The 21,618-nt window shown below is 44.5% G+C and carries 13 protein-coding genes; 8 read left to right on the plus strand and 5 right to left on the minus strand.

The window, feature by feature from the left end:
* Positions 1–124: 124 nt before the first annotated feature.
* The 5 genes from V4C51_RS05465 to V4C51_RS05485 all read right to left on the minus strand — a co-directional run bounded on the left by V4C51_RS05465 (position 125) and on the right by V4C51_RS05485 (position 8,784).
* Positions 125–1,201: a YdcF family protein gene (locus V4C51_RS05465; protein ID WP_330925124.1), complete on the minus strand. Its 1,077-nt coding sequence runs from the start codon at positions 1,199–1,201 to the stop codon at positions 125–127.
* 481 nt (positions 1,202–1,682) lie between these two features.
* Positions 1,683–2,858 carry an MFS transporter gene (locus V4C51_RS05470; protein ID WP_330925125.1) on the minus strand — a complete coding sequence of 392 codons (1,176 nt, stop codon included), beginning with the start codon at positions 2,856–2,858 and terminating at the stop codon, positions 1,683–1,685.
* A complete protein-coding gene (locus tag V4C51_RS05475) occupies positions 2,855–4,027 on the minus strand; it encodes a JmjC domain-containing protein (RefSeq protein ID WP_330925126.1) in 1,173 nt (390 codons plus the stop codon). The genes V4C51_RS05470 and V4C51_RS05475 overlap by 4 nt, the downstream gene beginning before the upstream one ends.
* Positions 4,028–4,899: 872 nt before the next feature.
* Complete coding sequence (locus V4C51_RS05480; protein WP_330925127.1) at positions 4,900–5,502, minus strand: hypothetical protein; 603 nt, start codon at positions 5,500–5,502, stop codon at positions 4,900–4,902.
* A 393-nt stretch (positions 5,503–5,895) separates the two neighbouring features.
* Entirely contained in the window at positions 5,896–8,784 is a 2,889-nt protein-coding gene (locus V4C51_RS05485) for a glycosyl hydrolase family 18 protein (RefSeq protein WP_330925128.1), read from the minus strand.
* Positions 8,785–9,124: 340 nt separating this feature from the next.
* Between V4C51_RS05485 and V4C51_RS05490 the strand changes: the two genes are divergently transcribed.
* From V4C51_RS05490 to V4C51_RS05525, 8 genes are all read left to right on the plus strand, one after another.
* Positions 9,125–10,585, plus strand: coding sequence for a DUF3375 domain-containing protein (locus V4C51_RS05490; RefSeq protein WP_330925129.1), 1,461 nt, complete (start codon positions 9,125–9,127; stop codon positions 10,583–10,585).
* A 32-nt stretch (positions 10,586–10,617) separates the two neighbouring features.
* Positions 10,618–11,412: a DUF4194 domain-containing protein gene (locus V4C51_RS05495; protein WP_330925130.1), complete on the plus strand. Its 795-nt coding sequence runs from the start codon at positions 10,618–10,620 to the stop codon at positions 11,410–11,412.
* Positions 11,405–14,830, plus strand: coding sequence for an ATP-binding protein (locus V4C51_RS05500; protein ID WP_330925131.1), 3,426 nt, complete (start codon positions 11,405–11,407; stop codon positions 14,828–14,830). Before V4C51_RS05495 ends, V4C51_RS05500 begins: the two co-directional genes overlap by 8 nt.
* An 11-nt stretch (positions 14,831–14,841) precedes the next feature.
* The gene (locus V4C51_RS05505; protein ID WP_330925132.1) at positions 14,842–16,056 is read left to right on the plus strand and encodes a DUF3322 domain-containing protein; all 1,215 of its coding nucleotides are present in this window, start codon (positions 14,842–14,844) and stop codon (positions 16,054–16,056) included.
* 366 nt (positions 16,057–16,422) lie between these two features.
* Positions 16,423–17,535: a hypothetical protein gene (locus tag V4C51_RS05510; protein WP_330925133.1), complete on the plus strand. Its 1,113-nt coding sequence runs from the start codon at positions 16,423–16,425 to the stop codon at positions 17,533–17,535.
* A 436-nt stretch (positions 17,536–17,971) separates the two neighbouring features.
* Positions 17,972–19,084 (plus strand): hypothetical protein, encoded by a 1,113-nt coding sequence (locus V4C51_RS05515; RefSeq protein WP_330925134.1) that lies wholly within the window; start codon positions 17,972–17,974, stop codon positions 19,082–19,084.
* 301 nt (positions 19,085–19,385) lie between these two features.
* The gene (locus V4C51_RS05520; RefSeq protein ID WP_330925135.1) at positions 19,386–20,471 is read left to right on the plus strand and encodes an E2F family transcription factor; all 1,086 of its coding nucleotides are present in this window, start codon (positions 19,386–19,388) and stop codon (positions 20,469–20,471) included.
* Positions 20,472–21,030: 559 nt separating this feature from the next.
* Positions 21,031–21,468, plus strand: a complete 438-nt coding sequence (locus tag V4C51_RS05525; protein WP_330925136.1) for a hypothetical protein — start codon at positions 21,031–21,033, stop codon at positions 21,466–21,468.
* Positions 21,469–21,618: the final 150 nt, after the last annotated feature.

Genomic DNA, 21,618 nt, shown 5'->3' on the forward strand with positions numbered 1-21,618 from the left:
TTCCCGATTTTCGTTCACCCTGAACGCTGAGCTTGCCGAAGAGTCGAACGGTGGTGGCAGCGAGCTTCGACAGGCTCAGCCTGAACGGCAAAACCGGGAAGTTATTATCAGACGCTTACTTAGTCTAGATCTGAATGCCAGGATAAGCCCATAGCCCGGAAGCTCTCAGCATATCCCGGTATATCACTAACTTCTCATTGGGTGATACCGTCATGGCTTCCTCCATAGAATCAAAATCCATGGCAACCAGATTATCGAAAGTGATTTCCTTCTGGTTTTGCCGCGCGACTTCCTCAAATACCACCAGCGCCCTTCGCATGTGGCTCGCGGAAGTGACCAGTGTCACATGTTCTATACCGAGGTCATTAAGAATACGGGTAGAATAGATAGCATTCCCTACAGTGTCTTTGGCTTTATCATCCAGATGGATGCGTTTGGCACTGATACCCTGGCCGATCAGCCATTGCTGCATCCTGTAGGCTTCGGTAACACCCTGACTGGGCACCCCGCCGCTGACAATAATGGCTGCGTCAGGATTCGCCTTGGCGGCCGACAGACCTTGCTTCAGCCTGTCAATCAATGGTGGCTTCATACTGCCATCACTTGCCAGGGCATAGCCCAGAATAACAATGGCTTCATTCCCGGTATGGTTTGCCTTGGCCTTTGTATTGAGCTGGAGTGATTGTATATCCTCAACGTTCTGGAATTTCTTCAGGTATTCCTCTGTAAGACGGGGAGCTTTCTCACCTAATCTTGCGATGTCGTCATCAAATGCATCAGTATCTCCAGATAGCTTTGCGTATGCCGCATGCAAAATTCCTGCATCTATATTCCCAGGATTTTGTTTCAGCATTCCCTCATAAGTTGCTTGCGCGCCCTCAATGTCATTATTAATAATCTGCGTGGACGCGAGGCCAAACTTTAAATCCAGTCTTTGAGGAGCAAGCTCGCTCGCTTCCTCAAAAGATGCTTCAACGACATCGAACTTACCTTTAAGGGTAATCCCCTTAAAGAATTCTTTTTCAACTTTTTCAAGATCGCCACCTTCCCAATAGTAGCGCATACCCGTCTGAATGAGTTGTTCAACCTTTTGCTGCTTCAGGTAATTTGTTTCATCTGTAGGATAAGGCAGTGAAGCACAGCCAGAAATTGCTACAGCTGCCGTTACGATAGCGCTTCTCAGAAACGTTTTTACAATCATCGTGATTCACTTTACTAAAGCTGAATACATATCTTAGGTGCATAACCCACATGACTCACTGATGAGGATAACACCTTTGCAGACAATCCAGACTCAGGGGGACGCTGGATAGGGCGTAAAACGGGGAAGGCACGGATCACTGGTCAACACCTGAGCCTTGAGAAAAAGCATTGTATCCAAGTCCATTGAAAAGAGGATTGGTAGAAACCACAAGAGCCACTGTGACAACAACTCAACGAAGGACAAAGCTCCCACTGGCTATGCCATTGCCCGGAATAAGCCCGTTGCTCACATCCCCAGGAGCCTGTCGGACTTATGCTTTCGAGCATAAAATTCAGTAGGGCGAGTCAGAATTTTCGATCAATTTGTGGGAATAGTTGACCTATTTAAGCAAATTGATCGGAAATTCTGGCCGCACTTTCTCGCACTTTTTCGCACTTTCTGGATTTTAGGCCGAAATTGTCTTAAGTCCGACAGGCTACTAGTGTTCATATTTGTGAACCTTACTTTTACCCCAGAAGATTGTTATAACTCGAGAGAGGGCGACCAATATAACTGCGAAACAGGATACAGATACTAACAGCACTTGCTCTCCCATATTCGAAACAATTAAGGCTCCAGCAATTGGAGCTACTGTCATCGCCAGGCATTGCATGGATTGAAAAGAGGTTGCATAGTGTGTTGCGAACTTGCTAGAGGAAAATATTCGCCTGCTAATCAAAATGGTCATGAGAGCACTAAAAAGCCCTGTCACCAAGAATAGCGCCATTGTTAACAGCCATAACCCGGAGTTTAAAGAAAAAGAAATACCCAAAAATAAAAAAGCAATTAATAACGTAATCAGTGTGGCAAAAGAAAAAGTCTCCCACTCATTTTTTATCCGTAAAAGTATAAAGCCTGTGATTGCATTTCCAAGTGCTGCCAGCGACAAACAGTAGCCCAGTATTTCTTTTGGTGCCCCATAAAAGTTGAGTAAGTATGGGAATAAATTATTGATAGAAAAGACCATAAAAAAATAAATTGAAGCAGGCAGAAGAACCTGTACATAAAATGGGTCTGTTTTCTCTGGTTGTTGTCCTGTACTTTCCTGTGACCGTTGTGTTTTCTCTCCCTCTTTTTTATCATTCAGGGGCTGCCGAATAAATAACACCGCCAATAATCCACCAATAGCACACAACAATGCCCCCAATCCAAACACTATCGACTCACTGTAACTGGCAGCAATGGCCGCTCCTGCCGCAGGTGCTATTAGCTTACTACCTGTGTTTACAAGACTTGTAAGGCTTGCCATTTTATGAGAGTCAAAGTCAGAGCGTGAAATCAACGTTGAAAACATCGGCTCAAAAAAGCCAAGTAAAAATGACCTGGGAACGATGAGAAGCAGGAGTATGACAGGATTTTGAACGAACATGATTGAAGCTGTAATAATGGCTCTAACAATCAAGCTAACAACCACCGTCATTCGTATATTGGCCGTAAACACAGGCTTGCTAAACACATTTGAAAATAAAAATTGGGGCGCGACAAGCGCAATGCTTGCCATTGCAACAGTATAAATACCTGCATTCATTGTGTATGAAATAATAAGCATTACCGCCAAAAAATCAAGCCAGGAGGCTAAATTTGAGAACGTATAAATAGTAAGTAGTTTTTTCATACAACAGTGATCAACCCCGCGTCCAGCATAATATTGACCAACCCTTTATGAGCCGATTCGTCAAACTCACTTTCAAGTAGCTCTGGCACAAATGCATCCCCGTTCAGCATGGTATCAACCAGAGCAGCGCATTCCAAAGGAAGGCTCAAATAATCAGGATCACCAACAACCACCGGTTTTTCTGAAATAATTTGTGATGGAATAGCAATTTTTATCTCATCATCATATTTTTTTATTTCAGGACACCTTTCATTCGTACGCCTAAACATACCCTTTCCTAGCTTGGCTTGTGAAAGAGTTCTCAGTTGACTTTTTGTTGTTGAAATGTAATTAGCAAATAAGGAAAACTTATACTCACGAAAAAAATTATTCAATACACCCTGATCGATCTTGCTCAAAAAATTTGAAATAATTTCACTTTCATTTTGAGCAGCGCAATCTATGATAGACTTTCTTAATTCCGGAGTCTCTTGGGCTACCAACTTCAACCCATGCACCAGCACATCAAGGTAAGAAATAGGCTCTATAGCAAATCCAAGGTGCAATGAATGATTATCTACTGACTTAGCTGCATGAGGAACACCTGCCGGGAGGTATAAGATGTCTCCTGCCTCTAAGGTCACTTCAGTTTTGGGTTTGCCTAACTGAGAATGATTCAATGAGTAGGCCATCGAGCTGTTAGGCATTTCAAGCAAACCATCCCATAACTGCCAAACTTTCGCACCATCAATTTGAACAACAACAATGGATGTTGTATCGAAGTGCGCAGGGACACCTTCCTCGTCAAAAGACGTCCAAAAAGCTTTACACCAAGACTTTCCTCCAAAGATATTCTCAAAGTAGCGGCATACTTCAGATATTGTAAAATTTCTTTTTTCCAGCTCTTCCAGTTTTAACGTAGCACCTGACTTAAAAGCATCCAAAACATAATTAAATTGCCCTTTGGCATTAAGCTTAAGATTAGCAGGTATCGGAAAGTCTTGACCATTCTGATACAGCATTAGGATATTCTGTAACCAGCCTTCATTGTTTTTCAGATATGCCTCAGCATCATCGCAAGAAAAATAATCATGCAGCTTTGAAGCATTCTTTTTAAGAAAATAAGCCTTCTCAAATTTTTTACTAAGCTCACTTTCAAAATCCTCTTTAGACACAAGCCAGTCTTTCAAGAGCAAGACCTCCAAATAAAGGATGATTTATATTGCAAGAAAAATTATGGATATAGTGAAAAAAACACTATTTTATAAAGCACAAGCTCTATTTGAAATAGTGCCATAAAATTTCAAAAGATTCCGATACAACTCATTTAAGGAAGTCTAGTCAAAACCTGAAATTAGCCATTATCCAAAAAGCCTCCGGTATGGCCGGAGGCTTGTTATTTGTTAAAACAGTGAATGCTGGGCACGCTGAATTACGGAAGATGCTCTAACGATTCTCATAAACTTGATTTTTTTCATTTCCCTTTCCTTTTCTTTTATTAATGTACTGCCTTTTATACTGAACCCTTTTTCGGAAGTCAAGCGTTAATATGTGATTTTTCATACTCTTACCTTAATTTTGATTTTGGTGCTGGATTAACACCGCTTGAAGACTACACTGGGAAGTCTGTTGCACTTATTGCTTGAATCCAGCCCCACTTATTTTAGAAGCAGTCTTAATAAAAAAACCACCAGTATCAGAAACAGGGGGAAGCCTTTAATATTACTTAACCTCTGTCACTGTGCAACGAAAGGCCCTACAGTAGCAGGCTTTATACCAATGCTGACCATTGTCCGGCAAGCAAGTTCCGCACAGGCAGGACGTGCCAGAATATGCCCTATTTTACCGCTAACGGGTTTCTGTCAAAAGAACCTGGGAGCCTGTCGGACTTATGCTTTCGAGCATAAAATTCAGTAAGGCGAGTCAGAATTTTCGATCAATTTGTGGGAATAGTTGACCTATTTAAGCAAATTGATCGGAAATTCTGGCCGCACTTTCTCGCACTTTCTCGCACTTTCTGGATTTCAGGCCGAAATTGTCTTAAGTCCGACAGGCTCCTGGGTCAGGCATCTTTTTTTCTCAATTGCGTCTTGCCCACATAATCCCAGAACGTATTAGTCTTCAGATAGTTGAAAAATAGTGACGGCAGAGTTGTGCGTGCGTCAATAGCCAGACGTGTAGGGCATAATTCTTCGCCTATGGCTGCCTGATAAGCGGCTATGACAAATCCTGAACAAAATGCCGCTCCGTCATAGAAGAATGCTGATCCTGTGAACTCCCTGGGGGGATAAACCTTACACTCCCTGCATAATCGTCTAACGAAACGACGGGCACCTGTGCCGTAATCAGAGGACCGGAATACACACAACTCCAGTGCGGGCCTGTTTAATATGCCTGCGGCCACCAATACCGTTTTTTTATCAGTACTTGAGAGCTGTTCATTGTAGTTGTTGTTAATCAGCCAGTTATAGGACACGACGGCGGCTTCCTCCGCAAAGCTTTGTTCAGTGAATCTGAAAGCATGGTATATCTTTTTATTCAAAGTACGTTCACTGATTTCATTTAATAGAATACCTGAGTTAGTCAGGTGTATAACTTTTGGCATTACCGCTTCATTACTCTGCACAATAGCCACATGATTAATGAAGTCCGATAGGTATGCCATCCGACACTCATCATAAAATAGAACGTCACCTCTTTTCAGCTCTGTCAATTCCACAATTATTGTCTCCCGCAGGGCCAGAGCCAGAGCTACTTTGGGCGCTGTTACTATCATTTGAAAGACGTCAGTCTGTCTGCGTCATCCCATGTAGTCATAGCTGCTCCGGCTTATGCTGAGTTTGTGTTCTTATGTCAACAAAACCCGGCTCTAGGAGCCTGTCGGACTTAGGCTTTCGAGCATAAAATTCAGTAGGGTGAGTCAGAATTTTCGATCAATTTGTGCGAATAGTTGACCTATTTAAGCAAATTGATCGCAAATTCTGGCCGCGCTTTCTGAATTTTAGGCCGAAATTGTCTTAAGTCCGACAGGCTCCTAGCTACTCCGCTTCAAGACAGACTACGCTCCGCCAATATTTTTCCAATCGGCATTACCAGTGGCAGGTTCTGACCCTTGATTCCAAACCGTGGCTTCCCAATTATAGCCGCCATGGCTAACGACATTTCCCCTGTCGTACCCCTTTGCTTCAGCCCAGGGAATAATGAAACCATTTTGGATGTTCCAGTGATCTTCGGTCATTGGGTCATTCCCTTGAGACCAGTAATTACACTGAAAAACATAACCACGATGACTCACCATCATGCCAGTGGTGTAGGTAGCCGCAGAATCCCATGCTGGATAATTGACTGCATCAGGGTCAGTGCCTTCACCCGCATTGTTCTCTTCAATCGTAATATTCTTCCTGGTAACGCCGCTTACCCCAAGATTGTCAGTGAGTTGCAGTGACAGGGTGAAATCACCGGCTGTTTCAGGCACAAAAGTGGCCACTGTGGACTGGCTTTCTGATACAAATACAGCTTCACCCACTTGATTAACAACTGACCACTGGTAACTTGCTATTTCTCCATCGTCCGATGATCTTGTGCCGTCCATCGTGATGGCGCCACCCACAACTAAACTACCAGATACGTCTATATTCCCAACCGGAGGAATGTTGTTCGCGCTATTTGCGGTAACCGAAACATGGGTTGTATCAGTATCTGTCAGCCCCCCATCATTGACGGTCAAGGTAAAGCCCAGCTCATGATCCTTGTTTTTCAATTGACTGGTGTCAACAACAGCATTCGCGGCATCAGCGTCAAAGCTGACAGGGTCACCCGAAGACTGCACCCAAAGGTAGCTTAATGGCGCGCCTTCAGGATCAGAAGACAAATCCCCCCTTAAAGTAAACGTAGAACCGACTTCAACCGATGCTGGTGTCGCTTCGGCTTCAGCTACGGGTGCTTGATTTTCCTCGTGGTCCTCATTAAGGGTAAACTTAACCTTGTCCCCTTTTTTTGTACCTGCCTCATCTTCTACCTTCAATTTGAAGGTAATAACAGCACTGTCAAGATCACCTGCATTGCTAATCGTGAAGTGGGTCTGTTCACTTTTGGGGTTAGCGATCACAATGTCTTTAGGACTAATACCTCCCTTAACCTTATGAACTGTCCATTTGTATTTTAGCTCACCCTCCGCGCTCGTGGACTGACTCCCATCAAGGAGGTAGGCTTTACCCTCCTCCAGCAAACCGGTTACATCACTACCAGCATGAGCCTCTGTCGCTTTCACAGAATCATCATCGGCGATTTTTGTCAGTGCCACGCACTGTTCCGCCGTTACATTTTCACCGCAGGAGAAAATAATTTTTTCCATGTCGATGTTGCCGCTATCTTGCTGTAACTGATAACCAAGACCTTCACGGGCAGCATTAAGCAGATAGCCGTTATCATAGTCAGCCATCCAGGTAAATAGACCTCCCAACCCCTTTTCCTTGACATACCGTGCTTTTAAATACACTGTTCTTGGTGTATCAAACGACATAAAGAACTTATCTTTTGTCCCGTAAACATAATCAGCATTGGCGACAGTATCAGTGTATAGCGTGTAGCCATCGAGTTTATCAATAGTGAAACCCGTCTCAGGGCTGATGGTAGCCAGATACTTTTCAATATCATACCATTCGGAAACACCCTCTTCCCAAGAGCCTCCCGCAAGCCCACTGCTTTTTTGACCAAACGTACCTTTTAATGGCGATATTGATTCGATGTCAGCCAACTGAGCATTCCGACTATAGGTCGCGTAACCAATATGAATCATACTAGCAGGGACATTCAGCTCTTCGATCAGATAATTAACCGACTGATCCGTAGACCAGACATCGCCACCATTTTCAATGGTATAAAGGTTGGTATGGTGATCAAGACCTAATGCCCAGGCTTCACCAAAAAAGTCGTAAGTCATCAAATGGATGATTTCAACACCATTGTCAATCAGATCCTTAATGGCCATAGCGTCTATTTTTTCTTTTGGTGCGGCCGCTGCAATGGCAATTTTCACGCTACCCAGACCAGCTTTATCCAGGGCCGCTCTGAACTCTTTAATAAAAAGCGCGTAGTTCTTACCATCATTCTCGCTTTGAGAATTGCCACTGGCCCCGCCACCACCGGGGTATTCCCAGTCGATATCCACCTGAGTGAACATAGGAAATAGCTTGAGGACATCAATAGTACTATTGATCAACGTTTTTCTTCCGTCCTCTGAGGCAAGCACTCTGGAATAAGCCTCCGACAGGGACCACCCCCCATGACTCAAGGCAAATGTTTTTTCAGGGTAGGCTTGATGAATTTGGTAGAGAGCGCCAAGCAAGCCGGCAACATGGGCTTGTCCTTTTAGCCAGTAATCCCTTTTGAGTGTTGGGTCATCAATGGCAAGCCAGTCAGGGTTACCCAGTGCCGCCAGATCGTCAGAGGTTAAAGCTCCCGCCGCGGTGGACTGGATATCGCCCCAGATATCAGCCATCATCAGCGTGTTGTTGCCTTCACCAAAGGCTTCACAGCCAGCCTTGAGGGAATGCACTGCCGACACATTGCTTGGGTCGCCAATTTCCGTACCGCACACGCCCATAAAAGAGAAAATAAGCTTGTCATAACCGTGCGCGAACTTATCAATATTGACCTTTCTCCCGTATTGCCCCCAATCAGACACATAAGCCGATACCGGTGGCAGCCCTACCGCCTCGGTGCCGGTGATGTATTTGTTGATATAATACGTGGAGTCTGTGGGCACAGGACCCAGTGGCGCCTGCAGGTCATTGCGCTGATCCAGCTCAGCTTGCGTGATGGTATCCCAGGCTTGTCTGTCAAACGAGCCATTATCAAGGATATCCTCACCAAAGCTTATCGAGACATTACAGGCGAAAACAGCCACCGCAAGTTGACTAAGGCACTTGTTTTTTAGATATTTCATAGTTTTTTTATTTATTATGTTTAATTGACTACAGGATTTTAAAATTTGGATAACTCAAAACAGGAGTTAACGCCAAACATAGCATCCATATACTTTTTCAAGCCCATTAACTATTTTGTTAGCGAGAGTTCTTCATTAAAGCAGCCTGAACCTGGCAGCAAAAAAATGGCCGCCTCAGAATCAGGTACACATCGGCCTACAACCAAAATGTTGTGGTATGCTTGAGAACAACTTAAAAAAGTTGTTGTCCATACTACGCTTAAAAGCATCTTTATTTCGTCAGCATTTTGTAATACCTACGCAAACACTCATTACTGTATAATATAAATTGAGGTGATCGTTGAACTTTCAAGGTTTACAAGCGCAATACCAGCGCCTTTATAAAGAAAGCAAAGCCTGGCGGCTCCTTCGGGCAGAGACAGCCCCCATGATGCTGGCATTTCTGGCTGACCTGTTTTCTGAAGAAAGCGAGATACCCTTTGAGCGCGCCCAGGTCGCCCTGGGAACGGAACTGGCGCGTTGTCGTGAAAGGGGAATCTGGGATACGCAAACACCGGCCAGTACTTATCTGAACCAATGGGTGAATGCCGGTTGGCTCCGGCTGATGAATGACAAACTCAGTAAAACCGATGCCAGTGATACGGCATTGCAGTTTTGTAAAAGCCTTGAGGAGCGCGGCGCGGGGACGACGGCCTCCCATTTACGCATTGTGCAGGAGGCGGTCAGGGATTTTGCCGTGGCTACCAGTTTGAACAAGGATGAACGGATGACCTTGCTTGAACATAAAAAAGCAGGTATTCAGCGGGAAATTGATAAACTCAATGACGGCATTGTGGTGCAGCTCAGCGATAAGGAGCAACGGGAGCGAATACGAGAAATTTACCAATTGGCCTCCGTACTAACCGGCGACTTTCGTCGTATGGAAGACGATATCCGTGAGCTTGGTCAGGCTATCCGCATCCAGATCCTCGAAGGTGAATCCAGCCGTGGTGACATTATTACTACTGTTCTCAAAAAAGAAGCTTTTCTAGCCACTACCGATGCCGGCAGCGCCTTTGAAGGTTTTTTTCAACTCCTTTGTGACCAGAACCGCTCCATGGAATTCAGGGAGCAATTACACAGTATTCTGAACCGTCCCGTGGCCAAACAGCTCACCGCTGGTCAGCAACAGTTTCTGGGAAAGCTGATGCGCAACCTCAATACCGAAAGCAATCGTGTGCTCACTGTGCGTCGGCGAACAGAAGAAGGGCTTCGTAGTTATATTGAAAGCGGTGCCGCGCAAGAGAACCGTATTGTCGACAAGCTGCTGGGGCAACTGGAACGCGCTGCCGTCAGCCTGAAAGAGGCGGAGGTCAATCTTCAGGCCGATACGGGGCTATCTTTGCCGGTGGGGCCGGTAAAAATCACTTCACCACAAACCCTGCGTTTGCGCCTGCCCGATGAAAAAATCGATACCTCTGGCATCACTGAAAACGTCAATAGTCGCTTACCTAGCCAGAGTATGCTTCAGTGCCTCGATGCCGTGCAAATACGCGCAGTGGCAAAAACCACTCAGGCTCTGCTCAAAAAGCACGGCCCCCTGACCGTGGCGGGTATTGCTGAGCTCAGGCCAGTGACTGCCGGCCTTGAAGAGTTGGTAGCCTATATCAGAGTAGCTCAGGCAGTGAACGCAACAGAACTGGGCAACAAGGAACCTGTCACGATTCAAGACAAACAGGGTAAACCCCTCAACGCAAACATACCTGGCTTGTTGCTCAGTGCTGAGCTTTTTCCAGACAATATTGATGATCTGGTGCTATAGTACTTTATCCATTGCTGTAACAGGACTTAACCGTGACCTCCCATGATACAGAAAGTGGCCCGTCCCCATCGCCCGCATTATTTGATCAGCTAAGGGAGGAGCTGTCTCCACCGCCACCGGCTGTTGATGAAGCAGCCGAGGATGACGCTGTTACGGTCGACCAGCAAACGGCTGGCGCCATGGCGGCAAATAACCACGGTATCCCCCATGAGGCACGAAGGGCCCTGATCAGCTTGATGCGTCATGGTGTTATTCTTGGTGCTCAAAAATCGGCACTGTTCGCAACGGTGTGTCGCCACCAGGATAGTATACGACGGCATTTGTCCGAGGTTTACTTAAAGCTAATGCTTGATGAAAAGATGGGCGTTGCCTTCATTGCTGCCATTGGGCATGACACTGATGATGAACAGGAAGTGGAAGAGGAATATACGTCGCTTATTGTCAGACGAACGCTGACACTATACGACACACTTTTGTTATTGGTGTTGAGGAAGTACTATCAGGAACGCGAAACCGCCGGCGAGCAAAAAGTTGTCACAGACATTGAGCAAATCGAATCATGGCTTATTCCTTTTCTTCCCTTAACCACCAACTCTCGAGCCGACCGTAAAAAACTCTCAGCCTCACTGAAAAAAATGACCGAGAAAAAATTACTCAGTGTTGTCAGGGGCAGTGAAGACCGTTACGAGATTACTCCCATCATTCGCTACGTGGTCAATGCTGATCTTCTTGGGGAGCTGTTAGAGCAATACCAGCGCATGGTCAAAGAAAATAGTACAGCACATGACCTGGCTCAATCATCCACAGGAGACTCAGGGCATGGCTGACTTATTTTCTGACACCTCCTTTAACAAGGGTAACGGTGTAGACACCCTGTTCGGGGTAGGACAAATTCGCCTGGCAGAACTGTCGGTGTTTAACTGGGGCTCATTCAACGGCCTTCATACAGCCACCATTGACCCAATGGGAACACTGGTAACCGGTGATAACGGCGCGGGAAAATCTACCCTGATTGACGGGTTGATGGCTCTGCTGCTCCCGGTGGGCAAAGCGTCGTTTAATATGGCCGCAGCCCAGGGAGATCGCTCTGACCGCTCACTGCTTTCTTATATGCGCGGCAGCTTTGGTTCAGCCCATGACGGTGTCAGTACGCGGGTGAAAAGCAAACGGGAATCGGCGGTTGTTACTGGCTTGAGGGCCCTTTATCGCGGGGATGATGGCGCTTGTATTACTTTGGCGGCACTGTTTTGGACAACACAATCAACCAATGCGCTAGCGGATGTCAATCGGGTGTATATGGTAGCCAAACGTGAGATGGCATTAAAAGAAGTGCTTGATGCTTTTGGCGAAGGTAACGCCCGGTTACTCAAACAGTGGTTGCGCGATGACCCGGCACTGACCTGTTGTGATAACAACTTTTCGGTCTATCAGGCGCTCTATCAAAAGCTGCTGTATATGGAGAATCGCAATGCGCCCGCTTTACTCTCACGTGCACTGGGGCTGAAAAAAATTGATGATTTGACCGACCTGATTCGAGAGCTGGTGCTAGAGCCGAGTTCTGTTAAAGACGACGCCAGAAAAGTGGTGGAAGAATTTGCCGACCTCGTGGCTATCCATGACAAACTGGTGGATGCCCGCAAACAGGAAAACCATCTTTCCCGTCTGCCGGTGCTGGACAAAACCCTGCGTCAGACTCGGGAACGACTGACCACACTGACCTGTGAGAAGGAAGGGTTAGCCGCTTACTTTGGTGAGATTGCGGCGCGGTTATGGCGAACCCGGATGGCAGACATCGAGCGACGTATGGCTGAGCTGGAGAGACAGATTCGAGAAACCGAAACCGAAGAAGCAGACAATAAAGCCCTGGCGGAGCGCAGGCACGGTGAATACCTGAAGTTTGGTGGGGACAGAATAGAATCACTGAAACAGGAAATAGAATACACGGGCGATACGTTATCGCGCATTACACGACAATCGTCTGAATACCAGAAAACCGCAAAACAGTTATCCCTCGATACGGAACTGGTTGAAGCGACATTATTGCGCAATCAGTCTGTGGCCAATGACGAACTGGAAAAACTCGACGTATCACTGAAAACGGCTGATGATGCTTTTGTTGATCAAAAAATAGCCTTTGGACAGTTGAAAAAGGACACAGAAGCCATTGAAAAGGAGCTGGAAGAAATCCGGGCCAGACCCGACTCCAACATTCCCCTGAGATACCAGCAGTTACGTGACGAGCTGGTCAGTGCCCTCGAACTTGACCAGGATCAGCTGGTTTTTCTGGCTGAGCTGCTCGATGTAAAAGAGGGTGAACAGCAATGGCAGGGAGCCATTGAACGGGCAATGGGCGGGCTTCGTACCACCCTGGCAGTGCCACAGACCAGCTATCGCCTGGTGACCCGCTGGCTGAACAGTCGGCACACCGGGTTGCATGTCAGGGTTCAGGTCGTCAACGACAGCAAAGCCACTAACGCGCCAGCCTTTCTTGCCAATGGCTATTTGCGCAAACTTGAATGGCGTAAACACCGTTACCGGGACTGGCTCAAAGCCCACTTGCGGCGTTTTGACCTTCAGTGTGTGGCAGATACCGGGCAACTGGATAACACGCCGTTTTCCATGACACAACAAGGCTTAATCCACAAAGAAAAAGGCCGCTTTGAAAAAAAGGATCTGCAAGGAATCAATGATCGTCGCCAATGGAACCTTGGCTTTTCCAACAAGACACGCCTGGAGCAGTTGGCCCATGATCGCAACCAGCTTATTGAGCAACTCAAAGCCGCTGGTCTCGCCGTTGCCGACGCCCAGAAAGCACTTAAGGCATTACAGGAAAAGGAAACCCTGTGGCAGGCTTTGGGCAAGTTTCAGTGGGATGAGATTAATGCGCCTTACTGGCAAAAAAAACTGGCGGCATTAAACAATGACCTTGCTGCCCTTGAAAAAACCGGCGGTGATCTGGACAAAGCCCGTGTCCGCTGGGAGTCAGCCAAGGAAGCTCTGGAGGCTTGCCAACAGCAGCTTAAAACACTCTCGGCCCAACAGGGCAGCCTTACCACTGAGCACACTACGGCAAAAGGCCAGTATGAAAAAACACTCAGGGCCGCTGAACAAGGCGTTGAGCACGCCGTAAGGGAGCGCCTGGCAGAGCGTGTGGGTGAGTTGACAGTACAACACCTTGATGACATGCAAAGGCTGCAACAAAACATCGAGGGGGATTTAGACAAAGCGATCAACAGCGCTCAGAACAAAAAAGCAAGCACCGAGCGCGAAGCCGTGCGGATTATGTCGACTTTCAGTGCAAACGACAAATGGCAGACAATAACCGCAGACTGGCAAAGCGATGTTGACAGCTTGCCAGAGTTCCTTGGCTATCTGAAACAACTGAAAGAAGAAGGCTTGCCTGAACTGGTGGACAGCTTTGTTGAGCGTTTGAACAAGCACGCGACACAATCCCTTGCCCAGATAAAAACCCGGCTGGAGTCTGAGCGTGAAGATATTCTGGAGCGTATCAACACCATCAATGGTGTGTTGAAGCGGACGGAGTTTCGCCACGGTTCGCACTTGAAACTGGTGTCAAAAAAAGAAAAATACCCCCATGTGCAGGATTTTGAAAAACAGTTACGCAAGGTCTTCAGCCAGGCGACCAGCGATAATCATGAAGACCGTTATTTACAATTGAAAGGGGTTGTAGAGATTCTTAAAAAAGCCAGTACCACGGGCACAGCCTCTAACCTGGAAAGCCTGCGCTTGCTCGATTCTCGCTACCAGATGTCATTTTGTGCCGAGGAGTGGGATGCTCGCACCAATAAAGTGCTTGATGTGCTGGAATCGTCCAGTGGTAAATCAGGAGGGGAAAAGGAATCGTTTGCCGGAACTATTGTTGCTGCCAGTCTGGCCTATGTATTGACGCCTGAGGGTTATGACAAACCGGTTTATAGCACCGTGTTTCTTGATGAAGCCTTTTCCAATACCGCCGAGGCCGTCAGCCGCCGGGTGCTGAGGGTCTTCAGGGAGCTGCATATCCATGTCAACCTGATTACGCCTTATAAAAACCTGAACCTCGCCAGGGAATCCGCACGCTCTTTGCTCATTGCCCAGAGGGATGCCCAACATCATGACAGTCATTTGTGTGAAGTGACCTGGGAAGAGATTGACAAGCGCATGCAAGCCAGTAAAACCAACGATGCTCACCTTTATGGTATTGAACTGGCGTCAGAGTCAGAAGCAGGGCGTAACAATGTCTGAAGGGCGTAACAATGTCTGACACCCATACCGCCGACAGCGCCCCGCGCCACTGGGGACTTTTGCCGGATGAAGTAAAAGCCCGGGTGCTGCAAAAATACTGGCAAAATACCCGAACACTCAAAGGACTCCTTACGGGCAAAAAGCCTTTTCCCCTTCGTATCAGCCTGAAACCGCCCAGGGGCAAAGCGGCACTGGCTGATATGGGGCACCTGCAAACCTATGTAAAACAGTGGCGAGACTACCCTTATCAACCATTGGTTCAGTGGGAAGCAAAAACGTTCAGGGATCTGGATGAACAACGTTTGCCGGTGGCCGTTGTTATTCCCACTGTTAAAGCATTGATTCAGTTTATCGGTGACAGTGCCGTTAACAAAAGCCGTTTATGGGAACGCAATATGGGGCCGGTATTGGCCCTCAATAAAGGTTTGTATCCCGCACTGGTAAAGCATCTTGATACCATAGAAAAGCTGTCATTGTACGATGCCCAATTAGTAGCGAAGACGCTGCCTCAACTGCAAAAAGGCATGGGGCAAGGGCACTACCTGAGATCTCTGCCATTAAAGGGCGTCGATACTAAATTTGTGGAAACCCACAGCCAGTTGTTAGCCGACCTGCTTGATACCTTACACAGCAATGAAGTGACAACAGCAGGGGGGTTACGCCAATGGCTTGACTGTGCCGCCCTGCCCAAAGACTGGTTAACCATCAGACCCCTCGACCCCTTGAGTCAAAAAGCGCTGGGCAATTTGCCGTTGCTGCAGCTAACCGGTGAAACCCTGAAAAACTCGCCCTTGCCGGCGAAGAACATTCTGGTGGTTGAAAACCTGCAATCCGGCCTGGGACTCCCTGCACTGAAAACCTCCATTGCTGTTTGTGGCGGTGGCAGAAATGTTGCGTGGATGGACGCTGACTGGCTACAGGAAAAGCGTGTCGGTTACTGGGGTGATATTGACAGTTGGGGGTTGACTTTTTTGAGTGATGCCAAAGCCAGGTGCGCCCATTGTGAAACACTGATGATGGATGAGGCGACGCTGGAGCGCCATAAGCAACGTGTGGTAACAGAACCCGTGCCCACCACAAGTATGCCTGAGCATTTGAATGAAGCCGAAAAGAAATTATTTAATCAATTAACAGGCTGCCGCCTCGAGCAAGAGCGCCTTTGTGCTGACTTTATTCAGCAGTCCCTTTATCAATGGTTGTCAGATGAGCCTGAGGTGTGTGTTTAACTATTAACGGTAGCCTTTTTTAGCTACCGCAATAAACATGGAAAGATATACCTTAGGAGCCTGTCGGACTTATGCTTTCGAGCATGAAATTCAGTAGAGCGAGTCAGATTTTTTGATGGATTTGTGCGAATAGTTGACCTATTTAAGCAAATTCATCAGAAAATATGGCCGCTCTTACTGGATTTCAGGCCGAAATTGCCTTAAGTCCGACAGGCTCCTTAGTAAAAATAATAAGTAATAGCCCACCACAGGGCTGACGCTCAGATTATTAACGTAGAATTAAAAACCATTGCTATAATGTCTTGCTCAAAACTAGAGTTCAGCTATTTTATATTATGCTCTTTGTAAAGTAATAATGTGGTTTTTATGAATTTATACCGCTTTTTTTACGTTGTTCTGATTACCAGCACCTTATTTACACCGTTACTCAGTGAGGCTGCACCAAAAAAGAAAGACTGTGATAAAATCAGCGGCTCTACTAGTAAAAAAAAATGCATGGGTGTAAAAAAAGGCCCTGATGCTAGAAGAAAAAACTATAAAAAAACCATTGAAGAAAACGTTGAAAATAAAATTTCCCTACAAGATATATCCTCTTCTGTTATTAATCATTTGATGAAAATTAAAGAGATAAGTCTCCCTGATCTGCAAAAACTGTATGGAAATAAAGCCAAGGGTGACAAAGTAATGAAAAGGGTATACGAGACTCTATTAATTCTGCAGGGGTTCAGAATAATTGATGCAGATAATTTTCGTGGTGGCGATAAACCTGAACAATATCAACGTTTGCTGAAGGAAGGATACCCAAAACGGCAGATAGAATTTTGTACGTGGAAAGGACAGTTAAAACCACCACAGTGGTTTGAAAACAATGATTTTTTTTTGAGTCAATATTATTTCCCTCTATTTAGCAAAAAAACAGATGAGAACTATCAAGGAATAGGTCTGACGGTATCTTATATAGAGCCACAAAAAAATGAAATGATCCATGAAGAAGTAAAGACAGATGAAAATAATAAAGATTTTGATAGTTGGCTGTGTGATATTGCGACGCATCATTTTAATTATTTTAATGATGAAGCAAATTGGAGTACTGCGATTCAAGGATGCAGCGAACGATTATCACTCTACTTAAATATATTGTCTTTTCTTGCCAAAAAGGCAGCAGAAACCGCACCTGATATTTTTCAATCAACGCACATTACTATAAAACTGAAATATTTTAACAATCTACTCCCAAAAGATATAGCAAGCCGCCGTGTATATGATATGTTAGCTATTTTAAAATCACTGAAATTGATTGAAAGACGTAAGAAAAGCGTATACATTATGGATTTTGCCAGTGGCATATTGCCAGAATACCCCGATTTCTTCGGTTTTGAAAAACCATGTGAGTTTGATTACGCCACAGAGCTTAACATGCCAGATGTCCAAGAATTTAACGTTGAAAATATCACCACTAACCTCTTTAAATGGGATTAAACTACTGTAATATTTACGGCAAGCTCCACGTCAGAACAATGGCCAGTAACAGCCCACACTGGGCTGGTGTCCTGGTTGTTAGCGTAAAGTATGACTAAGAAGCAGTCTTATAAAGGCCATTGACATAATCAGAACAAAACTTACCCGAATCTTTGTACAAAAAACATTGATATTTTTGCCCTGCCAGGAGCCTGTCGGACTTATGCTTTCGAGCATAAAATTCAGTAGGGCGAGTTAGAACTTTCGATCAATTTGTGCGAATAGTTGACCTATTTAAGCAAATTGATCGGAAATTCTGGCCGCACTTTCTCGCACTTTCTGGATTTTAGGACGAAATTGTCTTAAGTCCGACAGGCTCCTGGCATAATGACTTGCTCAACAATAAAACTCAGCTATCTTCTTTTATTATCTTTTATAGTTAATAATATGGTCTTTTATGATTTTATATCACTTTTTTTATGCTGCGCTAGTGATCAGCATTTTGTTTACGCCTTTGGTCAGTCAGGCAACACCAAAAAAAAGAGGCTGTGATGAATACATCTGTACCACTACTAAAAAAGCACGCATAAATAAAAAGGAAGACTCTAATACTATAAAAGATAATACCGGACTAAAAAATTTATCCGAGCATATTATTGAATGTTTCAAGATAAATAGAAAAATAAGCAACGATGACCTACAAAGCATTTTCGAAGGCGAAGATAAAAATTTTTTAAAAAGGGTCTATGATGTTTTATCGATTATGGAGGGCTTCAGAATAATTGAAGTAAATTATCATTCTCTTAAAACAAAGATTAAAAAAGATCACTTTTTGTTAAAGAATACCTGTAAAAAGCGGAATTTAATTTTTTGCACATGGAAAGGAGGGTTGAAACCACCCTGCTGGTTTGAAAACAATGAGATATTTTCTAGTGAATATTGCTTTCCTCTCATTAGGGCAAGAAAAGATAGGAATCGTCATTGTATAGAGCTGATGATAACTGACTTAGAACCACAAACACATGAAATAACGAATAAATCAGTAAAAACAAATGAAAGTATTAACCATTGGTTGTGCAATACTGCAATGGAACACTTGAATCATTTTGAAGATAAAATAGATTGGAGTAACACCCTTAAATCATGCAGCGAACGCATATCACTCTACCTGAGTATATTATCCTTTATTGCTAAAAGGTTAGCAGAAGTTTCACCTGATATTTTTCAATCAACGCATATCATTATAAAAAGTGATTTTTTTATTAAGCTGATCCCATCAGATGCAAAAAGGCCACGCCGTATGTATGATATCATGGCTGTTCTAACAGCAGTGGGTTTGATTAAAAAATACAATAGAAGCATATTTTATATGGACTTTACCAATAAAATTTTACCAAATTACCCTGATTTCTTTGGATTTGAGAAAGCGCATTTCTTTGATTTTGGGAGCACCTTTGAGCTTGACATTATGGGGGCCGAGGAATCCACCCTTGAGGATGATTTAGCGGAGAGAGGTTTTACGCCAATGGTTTTTTCTAACTACCGTAATGGGCAAGCGCCAGGTCAGTAAAAATGACGGGTAATAACCTGCTCAGGGCTAGGAGCCTGTCCGACTTAAGACAATTTCGACCTAAAATCCAGAAAATGCGAGAAAATGCGAGAAAGTGCGAGAAAGTGCGACAGGCTCCTGGCGTTCAAATTGTCAGCGTAATTAAAGACCATTGGCATAATAAGGAAAAAACTTACCTGAATCTCTGTACAAAAAACATTCATGTTTTGCCCTGTTAGCATAATGACTTGCTCAACACTGAAAACCAGCTATCTTCTATTGTTGTATTTTCTTGGTAATTATTAGTAACAATGTATTTTTTATGGTTTCATATCGCTTTTTTTACGTTGCATTTATTAGCAGCATCTTGTTGACACCTCTGCTAAGTCAGGGAGCGCCAACAAAAAAAACTGTGACAGATACAGCAACTGTACTATTAACAAAAAAAAAGGAACCTATAGCGAAGAAAAAAAGGAGAAGTTCTGGCGTTATAAAAAACGTAAGGCATAAAAGTAAATCACAAAATTTATCTTCCTCAATTATCAAATATTTGAAAAATAATAAAAAGATAAGCAAGCCTGAGCAGGAAACACTAATCACGACTCCTCCAAGAAGGATACATGAGGTTTTGTCGATTTTGGAGGGTTTCAGAATCATTAACGTAGATTATGACAATATGGAGAAAAAGGAATATCACAGTTTGTTGGAACAATTCTTGTCAAAATTGAAGATAAGTCATTGCGCATGGGAAGGAAAGTTAAAACCACTACAGTGGTTTGAAAATAATGAAATGTTTTTGCACCAATATTTTTTTCTTCTATTTAGTGTAGGAACAGATGAGAATGATCAAGAGATGAAACTGTTGGTATCTGACATAGAACCAGAAACATATAAAATAACCAATGAGGAAATAAGAATAAGTGAAAACAATGAAGATATCAGTCATTACTTATGCCGTGCTGCTATGCGCCACTTCAATTATTTTAAGGACAAAATAAAGTGGAGTAACACGCTTAAAGGATACAGTGAGCAAATAGCACTCTACCTGAATATATTATCCTTTCTTGCTACAAAAATAGTCAGTACTTCACCTGATGTTTTTCAATCAACGCATATCACTATAAAAATGGAATTTTTTTGCAATCTGACTTCAGTAGAATTAAATAGGCGACGCCGTGTCTATGAAATCTTAGCTGTTCTAAAATCACTGGGCTTGATTGAAAAACGCGACACAGGGATATTTATTATGAACTTTGCCAGTGACATATTGCCAAAATACACTGATTTCTTTGGATTTGAGGATGCATCTGAGTTTGATCTTAATTACGCCTCAGAGCTTAACATTGCCAGTGACCCAGAATTTGATATTGAAGAAATCCTGGACAACCTGGATAATCATCTTCGATAAAGTTTGACAGTAAGAACGCCTTGAGGATGTTTTAATGGGAGAGGTTTTATGCCAATGATCTTTTCTAAGAAGCAGTCTTAAAAGTCTGCCCGTAGCGAGGACTGCGAGAAATGGCCGATAAAAAGTCGCTTTTGTGAGGAGAATAGCGGGACTATTTGACGAACAAAAGCGACTTTTTAGACCCATTTATCGTAGCCGCAGTAGGAGCATGACTTTTAAGACTGCTTCTAACCCGGATATTTCATAAACATGCTCCTGGCCTTGCTTGCTCATTGCGGCTCTAAAGGAGTTTTGCTCAGTCGACCGTACTCCCCGGTACGGCGCTCCTTCGCTAAGTCCCTTAGAGCCGCAAGGTTCTGCGCAATTCTCAGGGCAGTTTATGAAATATCCGGGCTAACGACCGTAATGATTATGGCAAGCTTCACATCACCAGAAATGACGAGTACAGTTTGGGGTGTTTCACCTCAATCTGCTGCTTGAAATCCTTTGAGGGGATCATGGCTAAAAATGCCAAATGACACTAGGGTTAATAAAGAGAAACAACAAAGGTAGCCTCTGCATGGACGAACACTCGTCACACAGCCCCAAACACACCCCTGAAGAACTCATTAAAGCCCTCGAAACCTACAATGACCCCGTTAAACTCCAGCAATTGCTTGCAGACACTGTGGAAGATATCAAAACTTTTGAGGAAGAGCTGTCAGAGTTACATAGCCAGATCCGCGGATTACCCGCCAAAATTTCGGCAATCAATGCGAAGCTTGCCAGTATGGAGGCTGCTTCAGAACCATCAGAGGGCGCTGTGGAATGCGCTCACCACCAGCAAATGCTGACACAGATGAATGAAAATTACCGTGTCTTATCCTTGCGAGAGCGCACAGTTGAAGGATTCTTATTAAATCTCAGAAAAGAACAGGATGATATTTCCAGCCAACTCAAGATTTTAGCGGTGAAAGGGGAAATGCCGTCAATCGACAACCCTAAAAAGCCGCAATGAGAGATTGTTGAAAATGAGATAGCTTTATTGGCAAAAGAGAAGCTTGTTATCGACATCAGGCATGTGAGGTAACTTCAGCGTTAACCTGACAAATACCCATTAAACCGGCAACTGTCAGGTCAACTCTGAGAAGCAGTCTTAAAAGTCATG

Source organism: Candidatus Sororendozoicomonas aggregata (assembly GCF_031528575.1).
Lineage (GTDB): Bacteria > Pseudomonadota > Gammaproteobacteria > Pseudomonadales > Endozoicomonadaceae > Endonucleibacter > Endonucleibacter aggregata.